At 59.2% G+C, this 16240-nt stretch carries 16 protein-coding genes and 1 pseudogene; 9 read left to right on the top strand and 8 right to left on the bottom strand.

Going from position 1 to position 16240, the window contains the following annotated elements; translation table 11 throughout:
- Positions 1-15: 15 nt before the first annotated feature.
- From R3O64_RS05750 to R3O64_RS05770, 5 genes are all read left to right on the top strand, one after another.
- Positions 16-1047, top strand: a complete 1032-nt coding sequence (locus R3O64_RS05750) for an ATP-dependent 6-phosphofructokinase (protein ID WP_070524457.1) — start codon at positions 16-18, stop codon at positions 1045-1047.
- A 39-nt stretch (positions 1048-1086) separates the two neighbouring features.
- Positions 1087-2685 carry an aspartate:alanine exchanger family transporter gene (locus R3O64_RS05755; protein WP_070564279.1) on the top strand — a complete coding sequence of 533 codons (1599 nt, stop codon included), beginning with the start codon at positions 1087-1089 and terminating at the stop codon, positions 2683-2685.
- Positions 2686-2728: 43 nt separating this feature from the next.
- Positions 2729-4234, top strand: a complete 1506-nt coding sequence (gene gatB / locus R3O64_RS05760; protein WP_339017542.1) for an Asp-tRNA(Asn)/Glu-tRNA(Gln) amidotransferase subunit GatB — start codon at positions 2729-2731, stop codon at positions 4232-4234.
- A gap of 55 nt (positions 4235-4289) precedes the next feature.
- The gene (locus R3O64_RS05765; protein ID WP_070564285.1) at positions 4290-5345 is read left to right on the top strand and encodes an NAD(P)-dependent alcohol dehydrogenase; all 1056 of its coding nucleotides are present in this window, start codon (positions 4290-4292) and stop codon (positions 5343-5345) included.
- A gap of 185 nt (positions 5346-5530) precedes the next feature.
- Positions 5531-6955, top strand: a complete 1425-nt coding sequence (locus R3O64_RS05770; protein WP_339017477.1) for a hypothetical protein — start codon at positions 5531-5533, stop codon at positions 6953-6955.
- On the opposite strand, the gene R3O64_RS05775 is transcribed toward R3O64_RS05770, so the two are convergent.
- Positions 6952-7641: a LysE/ArgO family amino acid transporter gene (locus tag R3O64_RS05775; RefSeq protein ID WP_101736429.1), complete on the bottom strand. Its 690-nt coding sequence runs from the start codon at positions 7639-7641 to the stop codon at positions 6952-6954. The genes R3O64_RS05770 and R3O64_RS05775 overlap by 4 nt on opposite strands.
- A 70-nt stretch (positions 7642-7711) precedes the next feature.
- On the opposite strand from R3O64_RS05775, the gene R3O64_RS05780 reads away from it, so the two are divergent.
- The 4 genes from R3O64_RS05780 (at position 7712) to R3O64_RS05795 (ending at position 10480) form a co-directional block, all read left to right on the top strand.
- Positions 7712-8596: a LysR family transcriptional regulator ArgP gene (locus tag R3O64_RS05780; RefSeq protein WP_154737058.1), complete on the top strand. Its 885-nt coding sequence runs from the start codon at positions 7712-7714 to the stop codon at positions 8594-8596.
- Positions 8597-8624: 28 nt separating this feature from the next.
- Positions 8625-9599 carry a DoxX family protein gene (locus R3O64_RS05785; RefSeq protein ID WP_339017478.1) on the top strand — a complete coding sequence of 325 codons (975 nt, stop codon included), beginning with the start codon at positions 8625-8627 and terminating at the stop codon, positions 9597-9599.
- 132 nt (positions 9600-9731) lie between these two features.
- Positions 9732-10169 (top strand): hypothetical protein, encoded by a 438-nt coding sequence (locus tag R3O64_RS05790; RefSeq protein ID WP_193629667.1) that lies wholly within the window; start codon positions 9732-9734, stop codon positions 10167-10169.
- A complete protein-coding gene (locus R3O64_RS05795; RefSeq protein ID WP_339017479.1) occupies positions 10166-10480 on the top strand; it encodes a transcriptional regulator in 315 nt (104 codons plus the stop codon). The genes R3O64_RS05790 and R3O64_RS05795 overlap by 4 nt, the downstream gene beginning before the upstream one ends.
- An 86-nt stretch (positions 10481-10566) precedes the next feature.
- On the opposite strand, the gene R3O64_RS05800 is transcribed toward R3O64_RS05795, so the two are convergent.
- The 7 genes and pseudogenes from R3O64_RS05800 to R3O64_RS05825 all read right to left on the bottom strand — a co-directional run bounded on the left by R3O64_RS05800 (position 10567) and on the right by R3O64_RS05825 (position 16078).
- Positions 10567-10935 carry an IS30 family transposase gene (locus R3O64_RS05800; protein ID WP_339017480.1) on the bottom strand — a complete coding sequence of 123 codons (369 nt, stop codon included), beginning with the start codon at positions 10933-10935 and terminating at the stop codon, positions 10567-10569.
- Between the two features lie 4 nt (positions 10936-10939).
- Entirely contained in the window at positions 10940-11170 is a 231-nt protein-coding gene (locus R3O64_RS05805) for a hypothetical protein (protein WP_144675827.1), read from the bottom strand.
- A gap of 296 nt (positions 11171-11466) precedes the next feature.
- Positions 11467-11736 (bottom strand): annotated as a pseudogene (locus R3O64_RS12870) (hypothetical protein); the annotation flags it as partial.
- Positions 11737-11745: 9 nt separating this feature from the next.
- The gene (locus tag R3O64_RS05810; RefSeq protein ID WP_158011593.1) at positions 11746-12309 is read right to left on the bottom strand and encodes a hypothetical protein; all 564 of its coding nucleotides are present in this window, start codon (positions 12307-12309) and stop codon (positions 11746-11748) included.
- 99 nt (positions 12310-12408) lie between these two features.
- Positions 12409-13677 (bottom strand): glycosyltransferase family 87 protein, encoded by a 1269-nt coding sequence (locus R3O64_RS05815; protein ID WP_339017481.1) that lies wholly within the window; start codon positions 13675-13677, stop codon positions 12409-12411.
- 11 nt (positions 13678-13688) lie between these two features.
- Positions 13689-15542 (bottom strand): dihydroxy-acid dehydratase, encoded by a 1854-nt coding sequence (gene ilvD / locus R3O64_RS05820; RefSeq protein ID WP_339017482.1) that lies wholly within the window; start codon positions 15540-15542, stop codon positions 13689-13691.
- A 2-nt stretch (positions 15543-15544) separates the two neighbouring features.
- Positions 15545-16078 (bottom strand): PH domain-containing protein, encoded by a 534-nt coding sequence (locus R3O64_RS05825; protein ID WP_070533040.1) that lies wholly within the window; start codon positions 16076-16078, stop codon positions 15545-15547.
- Between the last annotated feature and the right edge of the window lie 162 nt (positions 16079-16240).

Below are 16240 nucleotides of genomic sequence, written 5' to 3' on the forward strand. Positions count from 1 at the left end.
AGTAGATTGGATGTCATGCGTCTTGCTGTACTGACATCCGGTGGTGATTGCCCCGGTCTGAATGCTGTTATCCGCGCGGTCGTTCGCACCGCATCCAACGAGTTCGGCGATACGGTCGTCGGCTACGAGGACGGCTGGGTTGGTCTGATGGAGGACCGACGCCGTGACCTTTATGACGACGCTGAAATTGACCGCATCCTCCTTCGCGGCGGAACCATCCTTGGTACTGGCCGCCTCCACCCAGACAAGTTCAAGGCTGGGCTGGACACCATCAAGGCCAATATGGCCGATGCTGAGGTTGATGCGCTCGTCGCCATTGGCGGCGAGGGAACTCTCAAGGGTGCTAAGTGGCTTTCTGACAACGGTATCCCAGTTGTCGGCGTGCCAAAGACCATCGATAACGACGTCAATGCAACGGACTACACCTTCGGTTTCGACACGGCCGTGTCCGTGGCCACCGATGCGATTGACCGCCTCCACACCACTGCTGAGTCCCACAACCGCATCCTCATCGTGGAGGTCATGGGCCGCCACGTTGGGTGGATTGCGCTGCATGCAGGCATGGCCGGCGGCGCGCACTACACGGTGATCCCTGAGGTTCCATTCGATATCGCAGATATCACCAAGGCGATGGAACGCCGCTTCCAGATGGGTGAGAAGTATGGCATCATCTGCGTCGCCGAAGGAGCACTTCCCAAGGAAGGCACCATGGACTTCGAAGCGGGCGGTGTCGATCAGTTTGGTCACCAGACCTTCAACGGAATTGGTCAGGTCATCGGTGATGAGATCAAGAAGCGCACCGGTTACGACGTGCGCACGACCGTCCTCGGCCACATCCAGCGCGGCGGCACGCCGACGGCGTATGACCGCGTCCTGGCAACCCGTTACGGCACCCACGCCGCCCGTGCTGCGCACAATGGTCAGTCCGGAATGTGCGTCGCCCTCCACGGTGAAAACATCGATCTCGTCCCGCTCGAGGATGCCGTGGGCAAGCTGAAGGTGGTTCCGGCAAAGCGCTATGCCAACGCGCAAGCCCTTTTCGGTTAAACGCCGCGACAAGGTCGCCCATAGTTAATAAAGGTTTCGATGACAAGCGTATTAGCTTTCCTTGCTGAGCAGCCGGTCCTGTTGGTGTTTTTGCTGATTGGCATCGGCATGGCGCTCGGCGGCATCAAAACCCGGGGAATTAGCTTAGGGGCGGCCGCCGTTCTCTTCCTCGGTATTGCTTTTTCGGCCGCCGCCTCCGCCGTTGGTGTGGAGGCCTCCGTACCTCCCATTCTGGGAATGCTCGGGTTGGTGCTCTTTGCCTTTGGCATTGGCAATAATTCTGGGGTGTCCTTCTTTAAGTCGCTGAAAACGGCGACGGGCCCAGTCCTATCGATGATCGGGGTCTTCATCGTCGCGGCGCTGGCCGCGTGGGGGTTGGGCACTTATGTCTTTGGGCTATCGAATGCCACCATCGCGGGTACTTTTGCCGGCGCTGTGACGAATACCCCCGCGTTGGCGGCGGCGTCGGAAGCTACGGGTGATCCCGGCGCAGCAACCGTGGGCTACGCGGTGTCTTACTTATTCGGCGTCATCGGCATGCTCGCGGCCACGGTGCTCGTGCTTCGCGACGCCGGGAATGACGACGACACCCTGTCACCCGTCACGCGCCAGCACATGCAGATTCTGAGAGAAATCGCGGTGGCAGAGATTGCAGACATCGGCAACGGGGAAGTGCAAGTGACCCGCCTGCGGCGCGTCGGCAGCAATGATATCGTCCTGCCGAAGTTTTTCGATGTGTTGCACCCAGGTGATGTGGTCACGCTCGTCGGTGCCCCGGAAGATCTGGACAATATCATTGAGCGCGCTGGCCGTGAATCCCCGCAGATCCTCAACGATGACCGCCACGAGCTAGACTTTCGTCGCATTACTATCTCCGAGCACAGCTTGGCTGGCCTGACTATTGCGGAGCTGAACAACCAGCTGTCTGACCGGTGGGGCGCGCGCATTTCGCGCGTTCGCCGCGCGGACAATGACCAGGTTGCTATCCCCGAACACATCGTGGAGCTGGGCGATCGCGTGCGCGTCGTGGGCTCAAAGAAGTCACTGCGCGAAATCTCAAACTTTCTTGGGGATTCTTCGCAAGGCCTAACGGATATCAACCCCGTATCCCTCGGCCTCGGCTTGGCCCTTGGCATCTTTGTAGGGCATATCGATATCCCGCTTCCGGGCGGATCTTCCTTCAACCTCGGTGCTGCCGCCGGCGTTCTCATCGTCGCGTTGGTCATGGCGCGGATTGGGCGAATCGGCAATACAGTGACCGCATTACCTCACTCAGCTAATACGATTCTTTCCGAGCTCGGCCTGTTGCTCTTCTTGGCCCAAGCCGGAACGAATGCGGGCGGGGAGATCGCCGGTGCCTTTACAGGCGGCGCGTGGTGGAAGATTCTTCTCCTTGGCATCATCATCACAACGCTGGTTGCATTCGGGTTTGCCTTTGTGATGCGCCGATTCCTGCGCGTCGGCGCTACAAAGACGGCGGGTGCTATGGCCGGAGCTCAGACTCAACCGGCAGTTCTCGCCTTTGTGAATAATCGGACGAGCACTGATCAGCGTGTGTCCTTGGGCTATGCCATGGTCTATCCAGCAGCGATGATCGCCAAAATTCTTATTACGCACGGCATCACCTTGTTGGGTTAGGCGGTTGCGCACGGTGACGCGTTAACATACTAAGATGGCACGCATGACTGCTGCGATGTATGACCTGATGGACTACGACGAGGTCCTGGAAAAGTTCGAACCCGTAATGGGCATGGAAGTTCACGTGGAGCTCAATACGGAAACCAAGATGTTCTCCACCTCGCCCACGAACTTCAACGCAGTCCCCAATTCCAACGTGGACCCGGTTTCGCTGGGTCTGCCCGGAGCATTGCCGGTAGTGAATTCTAAGGGCGTGGAAGGCGCCATCAAGATCGGTCTGGCGCTGAACTGCAAGATTGCGGAATCGTCGCGCTTTGCCCGCAAGAATTACTTCTACCCGGATCAGCCGAAGAACTATCAGATCTCTCAGTATGATGAGCCGATTGCATACGACGGCTACCTCGACGTCGTCCTCGATGACGGCACCGAGTGGCGCGTAGAAATTGAGCGCGCCCACATGGAAGAGGACACCGGAAAGCTCACCCACTTGGGCGGTGCCGACGGCCGCATCCATGGCGCGACCTCCTCGCTGGTGGATTGCAACCGCGCGGGCATCCCGCTCATCGAGATTGTGACCAAGCCGATTGTTGGCGCCGGCGAGCGTGCCCCCGAGGTTGCCCGCGCCTATGTGTCCGCACTGCGCGAGCTCGTCTCGGCGCTGGGGGTCTCCGATGCCCGCATGGATCAGGGTTCGATGCGCGTGGATTCCAACGTGTCGCTGCGCCCGGTGGGCCAGGAAGAGTTCGGCACCCGCACCGAAACCAAGAACATCAACTCCCTGCGCTCCGTCGAGCAGGCGGTGCGCTTTGAGATGCAGCGCCAGGCGCAGGTGCTTGTCGACGGTGGCGAGATCGTCCAAGAAACCCGCCACTATCAGGAAGCGGATGGCTCCACCTCGAAGGGCCGCCCGAAGGAGACCGCGGAGGACTACCGCTACTTCAACGACCCGGACCTGCCGCCGGTGATTGTCTCCCGCGAGTGGGTTGAGGAAATCCGCCAGACCCTGCCAGAGATGCCGTGGATTCGCCGCGCCCGCATCCAAGAGGAGTGGGGCCTCAAGGACGAGGAGATGCGCGATCTGGTCAACGCCGGCGCCTTGGATCTCATCATCGAAACCGTGGAAGCCGGAACCAGCCCGGATGAGGCCCGCTCTTGGTGGGTTTCTTACCTGACCGGTAAGGCTAATGAGGCGGGCGTTGAGCTGAGCGCCCTCGATATCACCCCGGCTCAGGTCGCACGCGTGGTCGAACTGGTCAAAGAAGGCAAGCTGACCACCAAGCTTGCTCGCAAGGCGGTCGATGGTGTCCTCGAAGGCGAGGGGGATGTCGACGAGGTCGTCGCCAAGCGCGGGCTCGAGGTCGTGCGCGATGACGGCGCGATCGAGAAGGCCGTTGATGATGCCCTGGCTGCGAACCCGGACATCGTGGAGAAGTACAAGGCCGGCAACAAGAAGGTCACCGGCGCCATCGTTGGCGCGGTCATGAAGGCTACCCAAGGTAAGGCTGACCCGGGGCAGGTTAACGAGCTGATTGCGAAGAAGCTCTCCTAATTGGTATAAATTTCCATTAGGCGAGGTCAGGCGGCTGCGGGGTACCGTAGTCGCCATGACTATTTCTACTAAAGCACTCCAAAAGACAGGCCCAAACGAACCTTTTAAGGTTGTGACCATCCAGCGCCGTGACCCGCGCGCCGATGACGTCGTCATCGACATCAAGGCTGCGGGCATCTGCCACTCGGATATCCACACCATTCGTAACGAGTGGGGTGAGGCGCATTTCCCGCTGACCGTGGGCCATGAGATCGCCGGAGTGGTTTCCGCCGTGGGGGAGGACGTCACCAAGTTCCAAGTGGGCGATCGCGTCGGTGTCGGCTGCCTAGTGAATTCTTGCGGCGAATGCGAGCAGTGCCAAGCTGGAATGGAGCAGAACTGCCTCAATGGTGGTGTGGGCACCTATAATTCCACCGACGTCGACGGCACGATTACCCAAGGTGGCTATGCGGAGAAGGTCGTGGTGAATCAGGACTTCGTCCTGCGCATTCCAGATGCACTCGACTTTGACGTTGCAGCGCCCCTGCTGTGCGCAGGGATTACCACGTACTCTCCGCTGGCTCGCTGGGACGTCAAGGAAGGACAGAAGGTGGCCGTCGTGGGCCTCGGCGGTTTGGGGCACATGGGCGTGCAGATTGCCGCTGCCAAGGGAGCGGATGTCACCGTCATCTCACGCACCTCGCGCAAGGCTGAGGAGGCCGCGAAGCTCGGCGCGAACCGTACGCTCGCCACCACCGAAGAAGAGGACTTTTTCAAAAACCACCGCGGGGAGTTCGACTTCATCCTCTCTACGATTTCCGCCGAGTACAGCCTCGAGGACTACCTGCGGATGCTCAAGCCGCGAGGCATCATGTCTGTCGTGGGGCTGCCGCCGGAGGCCCTGCCATTGCGCCTCAACCGCCTAGTAGGCGGCGGCAAGGTGCTCACCGGCAACAACATCGGCGGCATCGCCGAAACCCAGGAAATGCTGGATTTTTGTGCCGAGCACGGCCTGGGAGCGGTCATTGAGAAGGTGGGCGTCGATGACGTCGATGCCGCCTATGAGCGCGTCGTTGCGGGTGATGTGAAGTTCCGATTCGTCATTGATACCGCTACGTTTGCCGAGCATTAAGAGGTGAGCCGCCTCATGCTTTAGCGGCCATTGGAGCAAGCTCTCTACGGCCGCACACATGTTTTCCTGTCATGATGGAGTACCGTGGTAGTAGTGTGCCGCCGTACTCCATCAAAGGTATGGCGCGTTTTTATGCGCTAGCTATAAAGCATAAAGAGAAGAAACTAGAAAACAGATAGGAAAACGTGTCTTATAAAAACGTCGTAGGCATCGCTTTGTCCTTCATTGGCTTGCTCGTGGGTGCGGGCTTTGCCACGGGACAGGAAGTTGTCCAGTACTTTACGTCCTTCGGTATTTCCGGCATGTGGGGAATCCTGGTTGCCGGTTTGGTGATGACGCTCGCCGGTACAGTCTTTCTTCAACTAGGAAGCTACTTCCACGCCAGCGAACACAACCAAGTCTTCCGCAACATTACCCACCCGATCATCTCGCGCATTCTTGATGTTGCGGTGATTCTCACGCTGTTTGCGGTGGGCTTTGTCATGCTGGCAGGTGCTGGCTCCAACATGGAGCAGCAGTTCGGTTGGCCTGCCTGGGTAGGTTCGTTGCTCATGCTCGTGCTTGTCATGGTTACGGGTATGTTCGACGTAGACAAGGTCTCCCAAGTTATCGGCCTTTTGACCCCGACCATCATCATCGCCGTTCTTTTCGTGGGCACCTATACCTTGCTGCACATGCCGGAGAGCGTTGATGCGGCGATTAGCGCCTCTGAAGCGATTGAGTCCCCGATCTCGAATTGGTTGGTCTCCGCGCTGAACTACAACGGCCTCGCCCTCATTCTGGCTGTATCGATGTCCTTGGTGATCGGTGGCGATAACATCAGCCCGCGCGAGGCCGGCGTTGGTGGCATCGTAGGCGGCGCGGTGTACGCGGTGCTCATGGGTATCGCTGGTTTCTCCTTGCTGATGAACGCGGAGAATGTGGGAGATTCAGATATTCCGATGCTGACCCTAGTGGACAACGTTCACCCAGTCCTTGGCGTTATCATGGCAGTCATCATCTACCTGATGATCTTCAACACGGCCATCGGCATGTTCTATGCGCTGGGTAAGCGTTTGTCCTCCGGCAACGAGTCCAAGTACCGCATCATCTTTATCGCCGGCTGCCTTGCAGGTTTCGCGGTTTCCTTCGCCGGCTTCAAGGCGCTCATGCAGTATGTGTACCCGGTTCTGGGCTACATGGGCATCGTCCTCGTCGTCATCCTGGTGGTTGGATGGCTGCGCTCCCTGGGCAAGATCAAGGATGAAGGCTTGCGCCGCGAGCGCATCCGCGCCCTGCTTCACCTGAAGCTGCACCCCGATTCGGAATATGACGCAGCGCGTTACGACGATGAGATTGGTCAGCAGATCGCCGATTCCAACATGGATGATGAAGCCCTCTTTGAGGATCTCGTCTCCGATGTGGTCGATGAGCTGGATTCGGACGAGGAGCTCGACTTCGACAAGGAAGAGTGGGAAGAAAACCGCAACGATCACTCCTATTACACCGAGCGCGACGCCGTGGAGCAGGACCGCAGCGACGAAGAGATCAAGGCCTGGGTGGAAGAAACCGGCGCGGTGGGAGACCCCGCCGAGGATGAGGACCTCCCCGAGGAATCACAGAAGAACTAGTGGAGCAAGAGCTTCGCTGTTAGCGCAAACATGACGCAGCCGATGACGATGTTGACGACGCGCCACGTCGTAGGCTTGGCCAGCACGTGGGAGAGCTTGTAGGCGCCAAAGCCCAAGGAGGGGAACCACACTGCGCTGGCCATGATGGCGCCGGTTGCAAACACCCAGCGCTGGTCGCCGTACTGGTTTGCAATGGAGCCCAGCATGACCAGCGCGTCGACGTAGGCCAAGGGGTTGAGCCACGTCAGCGCCAATGCGCCAAGGACAGGCCTGACCCAGGATTTCGAGCGCATGCGGGGGCGGATCTTCGTAAGCACTGAGTTCCCCGGTGTCCCAGAGGAACCCGAATTCTCATCAACCACTTGGGCCACCGGTGCGGTTTCCTCAATGACAAGCGCTTCCTGTTCCTTCTTGAAGGCATCGCGGAAGCACGTGAAGCCGAAGTAGATGAGGTAGGCCGCGCCGAGGTACTTCACCACGACGAGCGCGGTGGGGAAGCGCTCCACAAGGACGCCGACGCCGGCGGTGCCGCCGGTGATCAGGATGACGTCGGAAAGCAAGCATGCCAACAGGATGGGGCCGACATGGTCGCGTTTAATGCCCATCTTGATGATGTAGGCATTCTGCGGTCCGATGGCGATGATGAGGGACAGGCCCAGCGCAAATCCTGCGAGCAATACTGACATGGCTTCTAGTGTGCGTATATCGACATATGAAGTCCAGTTAAATGTTCTACATCTGGTTTAATATTGCTTCATGAACCCGCTGCATACCGAAACACTGCTGGCCATTATCGATGAAGGTTCCTTCGAGGGTGCCGCGGCTGTGTTGGGAATCACTCCCTCGGCCGTGAGCCAGCGCATCAAGGCACTGGAGGTGTCGACGGGCCGAATACTCCTGCGCCGCGGGACCCCCGTCACCGTGACTGAGGCGGGGGAGATCGTTGCCCAAGCCGCGCGGCGCATGGCACTGGTCCAGGCGGAAGCGGATGCGCGGCTTACCGAGCGGTTGTCCCGCGTGCCACTGACCGTTGCCATCAACTCGGATTCCCTGGCCACGTGGTTTCGTCCTGTAATCCAGCGCACCGCCGAGCGCGGTGCGGCGGCGCTGCGCATCCGCATCGAAGATGAGGCCCGCACGCTCGCAATGCTGCGCCGCGGTGACGTTCTGGGAGCTGTGACACGCGAGCAAACACCGGTCTCCGGCTGCGAATCCACGTATCTCGGTACCATGCGCTATTTTGCCGTCGCCGCGCCGGAGCTGGCGGAGACCTTCGAGGACTGGGAGACGCTGCCGATCGTGGGTTTCGGGCCAAACGACGCCACCTTGGATGACGCCATGCGTGAACGCTTCATCGACTCCCACGTCCTGCGCACACGGGTATCTCAGATTCCCTCCTCTGAGAGTTATGTGGAGGCCGTGCGCTACGGGCTGGGCTGGGGCTTGGTGCCACGCCTGCAGGCCCAGCCATTGCTGGAGTCCGGGGAGCTGGTGCTTCTCGACGACTTCCCGCTCGACATCGACCTCTACTGGCAACGCTGGCGGCTGGAGTCGGAATTGCTTGCCGATCTCACCGAAGACGTCTTAAACGCTGGCCATGCGGTTTTAGCTTCGCGCCGCGCCGGTAAAGATGCACCATAAGGGTGCTGCGCTGCCTTAAGTTGGAGGTATGAGCGATAAAACTCCTGATAAAGCCACCAACTTTGATGACGATATCCCGACCTACACGGGCAAAGACTCCGTGAAGGACAGCACCCCCGCGGAAGCTGCGGCCGAAAAGCCGAAGAAGAGCAGTCTCTTCCAGCGCCCGGGGCGCGCCGAGCCGCAGGTGATCAAGCCAAAGAAGGCTGAAGAGTCCGCCGTTGAGGCCGAACCCGAGGCGAAGACCGAAACCTTTGAAAGCGCCTCCAAGGAATCCCTGTCTTTCGACAGCTCTGCCGCTGATACTGAAACTGAAACTACTGCTTTCCCACGCGCGGAGGCGACGGCAGGAACCGATACGGAAACGACTGCAATGCCGGCGGCTGAGGCTGATGAAGAGCCCAGCGCCGTTGCCGTGGCTGACCCTGCGGCTGAGCCAGTCACCGCAACCGAGGCGGAGGCCGTAGAAGAAAAGCACCCGTCGGCCCGCCGCGGCACCATTGACTTTGGTCTGCTTTTCGTGCGCCTGGCGCTCAGCGTTTACCTGCTCGTGGCGGGTGCTTCGACCTTCTTCAAGCTCGGCGGCAACGAGGGGCTGTCAGGCTTGGAGAACGAGTTCAGTGAGTACACCATGGCGGTGGCCTTGGCCATCGGCGTGCCCACCGTCCAGCTCATTGCCGGTGCCTTCCTGCTTCTGGGTCTAGTTACACCGCTGGCGGCCATGTTCGGCCTCATCGTCACAGGCTTCTCCGCTATTCACGGCCTCAACGCCTCCGGTGCCGGATTGGATGTCTTTGCCTGGAATGAGAGCGTCTGGCTGGGTCTGGTGCTCTTTGTTATCGCGGTGGCCCTGCAGTTCACCGGTCCGGGATTCATCTCCCTTGACTTCAATCGCTCCTGGACCCGCCGCCCACTGGCAACCTCGTGGGTCTTCATCGTCATCGGCGTTGCTGCGCTCGTGGCTATCTGGTGGTTTGGCGCTGGCGTTAACCCGTTGAGCTAAGAGTTTTAGCGCCTACTTAAGTTCCCAGCCTGCAGTTATACACCAACTGTTGTTGTTTTCCATTGCGTAAAGTAAGTTGGTTTCCGTGATGGAAAACAATGACTTTGGTGCCGCAGGAGGGGAGCTTTAGTTTTGTCTGATCAGGATGTTCGAGACGCACTCGCATTTGAGGAGCAACAGCAGGTGGCCGCAGCGAAGCGGCCGCCTATCTGGCTGAGCTTGCTCGCATCGGCCGCGTACGGCGCGTGGTTTGCCTACATGTGGATCAAGGATTACGTCCATCCTCTCGTTCTTGTTGGCGGACTGCTTCTTGTACTCGCGCTCTTGGTGAGTCTTGCCGTCTTTTACCGCACGGGGGTGCGGGATTCGATGCGTCAGAAGGTTGATCCGCACGCCTCCAGGAATGTGACCTGGCGCTTCTACGCAGGATTGGGGTTTATGTTTCTGCCGGCACTGTTCAATCCCTTTGTTGAAGGGCACGTTATTGCCTCGTGCATCGCGGGTGTGCTGTGCAGTCTGTCGGTCTTTTGGACGCTGCACACCGGTGCGCTGAATAGGATGCCGCGATGAGTGAACTCGATCCGATCATTCACCCGCTCAACCGCTTTAAAATTTGCGCCACGCTCAATGCCTTCGGCGCCACGCAGGGAGGAGACGTCAACCGTGAGATGAAATTCGCTATGTTGCGCGATCACACGGAGCTTTCCGACGCCTCCTTATCCAAGCAGCTCGGAGCGCTAGAACAGGCCGGATACGTGACTCGCTTCCGCGAATACGGCACCAGCCGCGCTAAGGACTCGGTGTGGGTCGCATTGACTGAGCAAGGCAAGATTGCCTTCGACGATCACTTGGCAGCACTCAAGGATTTAGCTGAGGGCTGAGTTGGGCGCATAGTATGGCGTCGCTGAGGTGCCAATGTTGCCAAAGTTTTCCCGCCCGCCGCAGGCGGTTTCAAGTGGTGGATGCATCACTTGAATAGTTCTTGGATTTTCCCTTCTGGTGTGTACCAGTTGAGGACTTTTCTGGGGCGCCCGTTGAGTGGGTCTTGAATGTGTTGAACGCCCTTATCGGTCAGGGTACTAAAGTCGCTTCCTTTGGGTAGGAAGTCTCGGACTAGCCCGTTGGTGTTTTCGTTGGTAGGACGCTGCCAGGGTGAGTGTGGATCGCAGAAGTAGACTGCGAGCCCACGTTCGATGCTCAGCCTGTCTACTTGGGCTAGTTCCACACCTTGGTCCCAGGTCAGTGTTTTGGTGGTGTTGCGTATTTTTCCGGTAAACATCTCGATTAACTTATCGACAGTCGTGGCGGAATCATGCACATCAAGCAGCGAGCCCATATGACTACTTGTTCAAGCCGGTTAGAATCCAAGCACTACCCGGATTATCCAGAGAAAAACTGAGAGCAACTGTCGTTGACTCCATGGTTAAAGAAGGCGGACTTGATGGAGAACACAGATCGAGAGCCTTTCGAGAGAACTTCACCCATTGTTCGCTGTCGCCCTTTCCTCTAAGAAAGAGGAAGTTTTCATGATCGGAGAAGCCGTGTTCTGGAACAGGGGGATCATCTGCCATAAGTGTTTCTTTGACTGTTTGATACGGAGTGTATGGGCACACGAGCGAAAACTCAGTCCACTCTGGTCCGTAGAGTTCCTCCAGTGTGATGGACTCAGTAACGGGGATTGCATGTCCCGATCGTCCTAGGGACGCGAGATGAGAAGCCAATGGGTCATCAAAACTACAAGAGGAGAGTAATAGGGAGACAATACTAGTGAACCCTATCCGCGCCATCATGCGTCTCATTAACATAACCCCCTTCTCCTAGGAAAGTGTAGATAGCAGTCCAATTCTAGCCCAGAGGGCGCACTGGTTCAGAGCAGAAGTGAAGTGCCCCGATTTTTGTTCCTAGGGGCAGGGCTCAGCAGCCAAGGGGAAGGTGACCACTTCGTGTTCAACCCCTCGATGACAAAGGCCCGCAACTGCGGGTTGGTATCGAGTTTACGGGGTTTAGGCCTGGCTAAACGGTCTACAGCACGGTTTTGCGCCACGAGGGCATCGTAGCCATGCTCAGTCATCCCACGGGCGATTTCCCTGCTAATCGTCGACTGATTCCGGCCAAGCTGGGCTGCAATCTCACGATGAGAATGGCCCTACTTCAGCAGATAGGCCATCGCTATTCGGTTATGGCGGATAAGACGTTTTCCGCGTCCTACCTTCGATTCGGATTCGGTGGGATGATCATTGAGCACCAAACGCCCAGACATGCGATTATGGTGCCACGTTTTCACAGTGTCAGCGCAGTGATCAACTACCTGGCCGACTTCCTTATAGCTTTTGCCAGCATTAACAAGTTTCAAAGCTTTAGCAATGCGATCCCGCTCAATTTGTATGGCTCCACCGCGACTGTTGTTGGCGAGTTCAATACCGTCTCGCGCAAGGTATCGGTAAGCGGTCTGTGGGAAACCTGTCTCTTTCAGTGCGCTATACGCAGACTGGCCGCTTTCTACAAGAGCAATGATCTTTTGGTATTGATCTTTGTACTTATCCTCATTCAGGCTCCGATGGCGCTTGCCGCGGCTAAGGCCCTCAGCCTGGCGCCACACCCTCGCCTGAGCCTTCAAGCCACCCAACTCCTTGAGGATCACCGACATCGGACGCGCATCATGCAGATACGCCTGCACATACCGCTCACGTAGTTTCTCATCACCTGACATCTACACAACCTCCCAGCTGTATAGATGCATTCACCACCTGAGCCCGCCGCAGGCGCGGCGAACAACTTTGGCAGAACGGGCAGTTTTGCGTTTCGGGGCTTAGTTGGTTTGGGCCGCAGCGAGCTCAGTATGTGGCTTGTCGGAATGAGCGCCTTGAGCCTTGAGGCAGATGGCGTAGAGAATCCAGCTGAGTAGTGCCAGCCACACGAAGTCATCAACCAAGAACTTCTGGTACAGCGGCATCGCGTGGACATCGATGCTATCGCCGAACCACCACTTCGGCGGAACGGTCAGCAGCATGCCTGCCCAAGCCGCGAGAACAGCCAGCAAGCTGCCAGCGACCCAGGTGGAATTCCGCCAGGACCATGCGCGGTAGACCAGAACCGGCACGATGAGCGACAGCCACACCCAGTGGTGGGACCACGAGACGGGGGAGATGAGCAACATGATGGTGGCGGTGGTGAGGTGGGCGTCGACAAGCAGGCCGCGCCGCATCTGAGCCAGGATGAGTGCGGAGCCGAGGCCGATGACCGTGAGCGCAGCCACGAGCCACAGCACGTTGATGAGCATACCGTTGTTATCCATGGCCTCTTGGGAGGTGAAGAGTCGCTGGATGACACCCTTGAGCGAGGAATTGGACTGATAGTCCGTAGCCACGCCGAAGTCTGCGCCCGAGCCCATATCGAGAAGCTTCGAGCTGAAGAATTCGACAAAGGCCTCCCAGCGGTAGGCCGCGGCCAACAGCGTAGCCACGACAGTGGAGGCGAAGGCCGTGAGGATTGGCTTCCACTCGCGGCGCAGCAGGAAGTAGAGCAGCATGGCCAACGGGGTGATCTTGATGGCTGCCGCGAGGCCTATCAGCCAGCCTTGCGGGAGCTTGCGCTTGCGGGGGACGAGATCGAAGATGACCAGCGCCATGATGACGATGTTGATCTGCGCAAAACCGTTGTTGAGGCGGATCGGCTCAAAGAATATAGCCGCGGCCCACGCAATAGCCACGGTGGGCCACAGGTGCGGCACCTTGAGTGCGCGGAAGATCGCGTAGAGGCACGCAAAGACCAGGGCGTCCGAGAGGACGATCATGATATCGCCCGCCAGGGCGTCACTCATCCAGTCAAAGGCTGTCAGCGGCACCATGACCAGTGCCCCGAAGGGCGGGTAGATAAAGGGGAGCGCCAAATCCCCGGCGTACATGGGCTCCGAGTAGACCGAGCGGCCCTCCATGAAGGCGCGCACGCCCTCACGGTAAATGATCATGTCCACAGGGTAGTCCGTGTGGAGGACGTGGCGGATGACGCCCACCAGGCCAATGATGAGCCCGGCGGCGGTCAGGAGTGTGCGCCTTGCGGCGTTAGTGGCGAAATTCATCGCCCCATACTCTAATTGACGTAGCCATCCACCACGCGCACCGCACCACGGTCAGCGGAGGTGGCCATGTTGGCGTAGGCGCGCAGTGCCTTGGTGACTGGGCGGTTGCGGTCCTTCGGCGTCCAGGGTTTCTCGCGCTGCTCCTCGGTGGCGCGACGGCGCTCCAAGACGTCGTCGTCCACGTCGAGGGTGAGCTGGCGCTCGCGGATGTTGATGGTGATGGGGTCACCGTTTTCCACTAGGCCAATGAGGCCGCCGTGGGCAGCCTCGGGGGAGATGTGGCCGATGGACAGGCCGGAGGTACCGCCGGAGAAGCGGCCATCGGTAATCAAGGCGCAGGCCTTGCCCAAGCCGGAACCCTTGAGGAAGGAAGTCGGGTGCAGCATCTCCTGCATGCCGGGACCGCCCGCGGGGCCCTCGTAGCGGATGACGATGACATCGCCAGGCTGGACCTCCTTTTTCAGGATGATGGATACGGCCTCTTCCTGGGATTCCACCACGCGGGCTGGGCCGGTAAAGGTCCACAGTTCCTCGTCAACGCCGGCAGCCTTGACGATGGCCCCGTTGGGGGCGAGGTTGCCACGTAGGACGACCAGGCCGCCGTCGGAGGAGAAGGCATGCTCGGCGTCGTGGATGCAGCCATTGGCAGCGTCCGTGTCGAGCTCATCCCAGCGATTGGATTGGCTGAAAGGCTCGGTGGTGCGCACACCGCCGGGGGCGGCGAAGAAGAGCTCGCGGGCAGCGTCGGTAGCCTTGCCACCGCGGATATCCCACTCGTCGAGCCACTCCTCGGCGTTGTGGTAGAGCGCGGTATGGACCTTGAGGTTCAAGTGGCCGGCGCGACGCAGCTCGCCCAGAATGGCGGGGATGCCGCCGGCGCGGTGCACGTCCTCGATGTGGTAGGTGCCGTTGGGCGCCACCTTGGACAGGCAAGGCACGCGGTAGGAAATCTCGTTGATATCCTCCAGAGTGAAGTCCACCTCGCCCTCCTGCGCGGCGGCCAGCGTGTGGAGGATGGTGTTGGTGGAACCGCCCATGGCCATATCCAAGGCCATGGCGTTGGTGAAAGCTTCCTTGGTCGCAATCGAGCGGGGGAGGACTGCGTCATCCTCTTCGCCGTAGTAGCGCTGGCACATCTCGACGATGGTGTGGCCGGCTTGTTCAAAGAGATCGCGGCGTGCGCTGTGGGTGGCCAGCGTGGTGCCGTTGCCTGGCAGTGCGAGTCCGAGCGCTTCGGTGAGGCAGTTCATGGAGTTGGCGGTGAACATGCCGGAGCAGGAACCACAGGTGGGGCAGGCGGATTCCTCCACGCGGGTTAGGCCCTCGTCGGAGACGGCGTCGCTTGCCGACGCCGTGATTGCCGTAATCAGATCCGTCGGCGCGTGCGCCACGCCATCGACAACAACGGCCTTGCCGGCTTCCATCGGGCCGCCGGAGACGAAGATGGTGGGGATGTTGAGGCGCAGTGCGGCGTTCAACATACCCGGGGTGATCTTGTCGCAGTTGGAGATGCACACTAGGGCGTCGGCAGTGTGGGCGTTGACCATGTACTCGATGGAATCGGAGATGATTTCGCGTGAAGGCAGGGAGTACAGCATGCCGCCGTGGCCCATGGCGATGCCATCGTCGACGGCAATGGTGTTGAATTCCTTGGGCACACCGCCGGCTTCGCGCACGGCATCGGCCACGATGTCACCGACGTTCTTGAGGTGGACGTGGCCGGGGACGAACTGGGTAAAGGAGTTGGCAATAGCGACGATTGGCTTGCCAAAGTCACTCTCCTTGGAGCCGGTAGCGCGCCATAGTGCGCGCGCACCGGATGCCTGGCGGCCAACAGTCGTGACTTTGGAGCGGAGCGGGTACATGGTTAATCCTTTAATTCGGGGTGTTTCTTGAGGTACTCGGCGTATTCCTCCTTGGTGAGGAGGACTTGCTGGCCATCGCGGTGGACGATGATGACCTTGTCGTCGGCGGCGTTGCGGCCTGCAGTCAATGCGTCGGGGATGCGCCCATTGGAAGCGGCGGCAAGGCGGGGGAGGGAGTTGAAGGTCACTCCCGGCAGGTTGAAGTTGTTGCCGCTTGTGGTGCGGGCGTAGGCCCGCGAGCGCTGGAAGCCGATTCCCTTGAAGTTGCCCCACTCGATGTTCTTGGGGCCGCGGAAGCCATAGGTGATGTGGATGCCCTTGCCGTCGACGGTGGTGCGTGCGCGTAGAACCCACCAGATGGCCAGCACTGGGAAGATGAGTACCCAGAAGAGGTACTTCGGGGCCCAGCCAATGCTGAGAAATGCAATGGCGGCGAGGATGCCAATGCCGAGGAGGTGTTCGCGGGTGGGCTTGAACGTTTCGGCCGTGGGGTGTTCGGCACGAGTTGATGCGTTCTGCGGATGTGAGGACGTCATAGTGGGCCATCGTAATTGACTGTGCGGCGCGGTGGCGAACCGCCCCACCTGTGCAATCTCGCAAAATGAGAAAAAGATCCCAAAAATGGGGGTAAATGCCAGCGGTGGTGTTTCTATCAGTGTACAGTTTGTCCCATGATCATTATTCGACTTCACCTCGTA

The sequence above is a fragment of the Corynebacterium hesseae genome (assembly GCF_037850265.1).
In the GTDB taxonomy this organism is placed as follows: domain Bacteria; phylum Actinomycetota; class Actinomycetes; order Mycobacteriales; family Mycobacteriaceae; genus Corynebacterium; species Corynebacterium hesseae.

What these genes read in the sequence shown, in the direction of transcription:
- R3O64_RS05805 (WP_144675827.1), bottom strand. Translation starts at nt 11,170, where the DNA reads ATGGCAGATGATCCCCCTGTTCCAGAACACGGCTTCTCCGATCATGAA.
- R3O64_RS05750 (WP_070524457.1), top strand. Translation starts at nt 16, where the DNA reads ATGCGTCTTGCTGTACTGACATCCGGTGGTGATTGCCCCGGTCTGAAT.
- ilvD (WP_339017482.1), bottom strand. Translation starts at nt 15,542, where the DNA reads ATGTACCCGCTCCGCTCCAAAGTCACGACTGTTGGCCGCCAGGCATCC.
- R3O64_RS05825 (WP_070533040.1), bottom strand. Translation starts at nt 16,078, where the DNA reads ATGACGTCCTCACATCCGCAGAACGCATCAACTCGTGCCGAACACCCC.
- R3O64_RS05810 (WP_158011593.1), bottom strand. Translation starts at nt 12,309, where the DNA reads ATGTCAGGTGATGAGAAACTACGTGAGCGGTATGTGCAGGCGTATCTG.
- R3O64_RS05785 (WP_339017478.1), top strand. Translation starts at nt 8,625, where the DNA reads ATGAGCGATAAAACTCCTGATAAAGCCACCAACTTTGATGACGATATC.
- R3O64_RS05780 (WP_154737058.1), top strand. Translation starts at nt 7,712, where the DNA reads ATGAACCCGCTGCATACCGAAACACTGCTGGCCATTATCGATGAAGGT.
- R3O64_RS05795 (WP_339017479.1), top strand. Translation starts at nt 10,166, where the DNA reads ATGAGTGAACTCGATCCGATCATTCACCCGCTCAACCGCTTTAAAATT.
- R3O64_RS05815 (WP_339017481.1), bottom strand. Translation starts at nt 13,677, where the DNA reads ATGAATTTCGCCACTAACGCCGCAAGGCGCACACTCCTGACCGCCGCC.
- R3O64_RS05800 (WP_339017480.1), bottom strand. Translation starts at nt 10,935, where the DNA reads ATGGGCTCGCTGCTTGATGTGCATGATTCCGCCACGACTGTCGATAAG.
- R3O64_RS05755 (WP_070564279.1), top strand. Translation starts at nt 1,087, where the DNA reads ATGACAAGCGTATTAGCTTTCCTTGCTGAGCAGCCGGTCCTGTTGGTG.
- R3O64_RS05765 (WP_070564285.1), top strand. Translation starts at nt 4,290, where the DNA reads ATGACTATTTCTACTAAAGCACTCCAAAAGACAGGCCCAAACGAACCT.
- gatB (WP_339017542.1), top strand. Translation starts at nt 2,729, where the DNA reads ATGACTGCTGCGATGTATGACCTGATGGACTACGACGAGGTCCTGGAA.
- R3O64_RS05775 (WP_101736429.1), bottom strand. Translation starts at nt 7,641, where the DNA reads ATGTCAGTATTGCTCGCAGGATTTGCGCTGGGCCTGTCCCTCATCATC.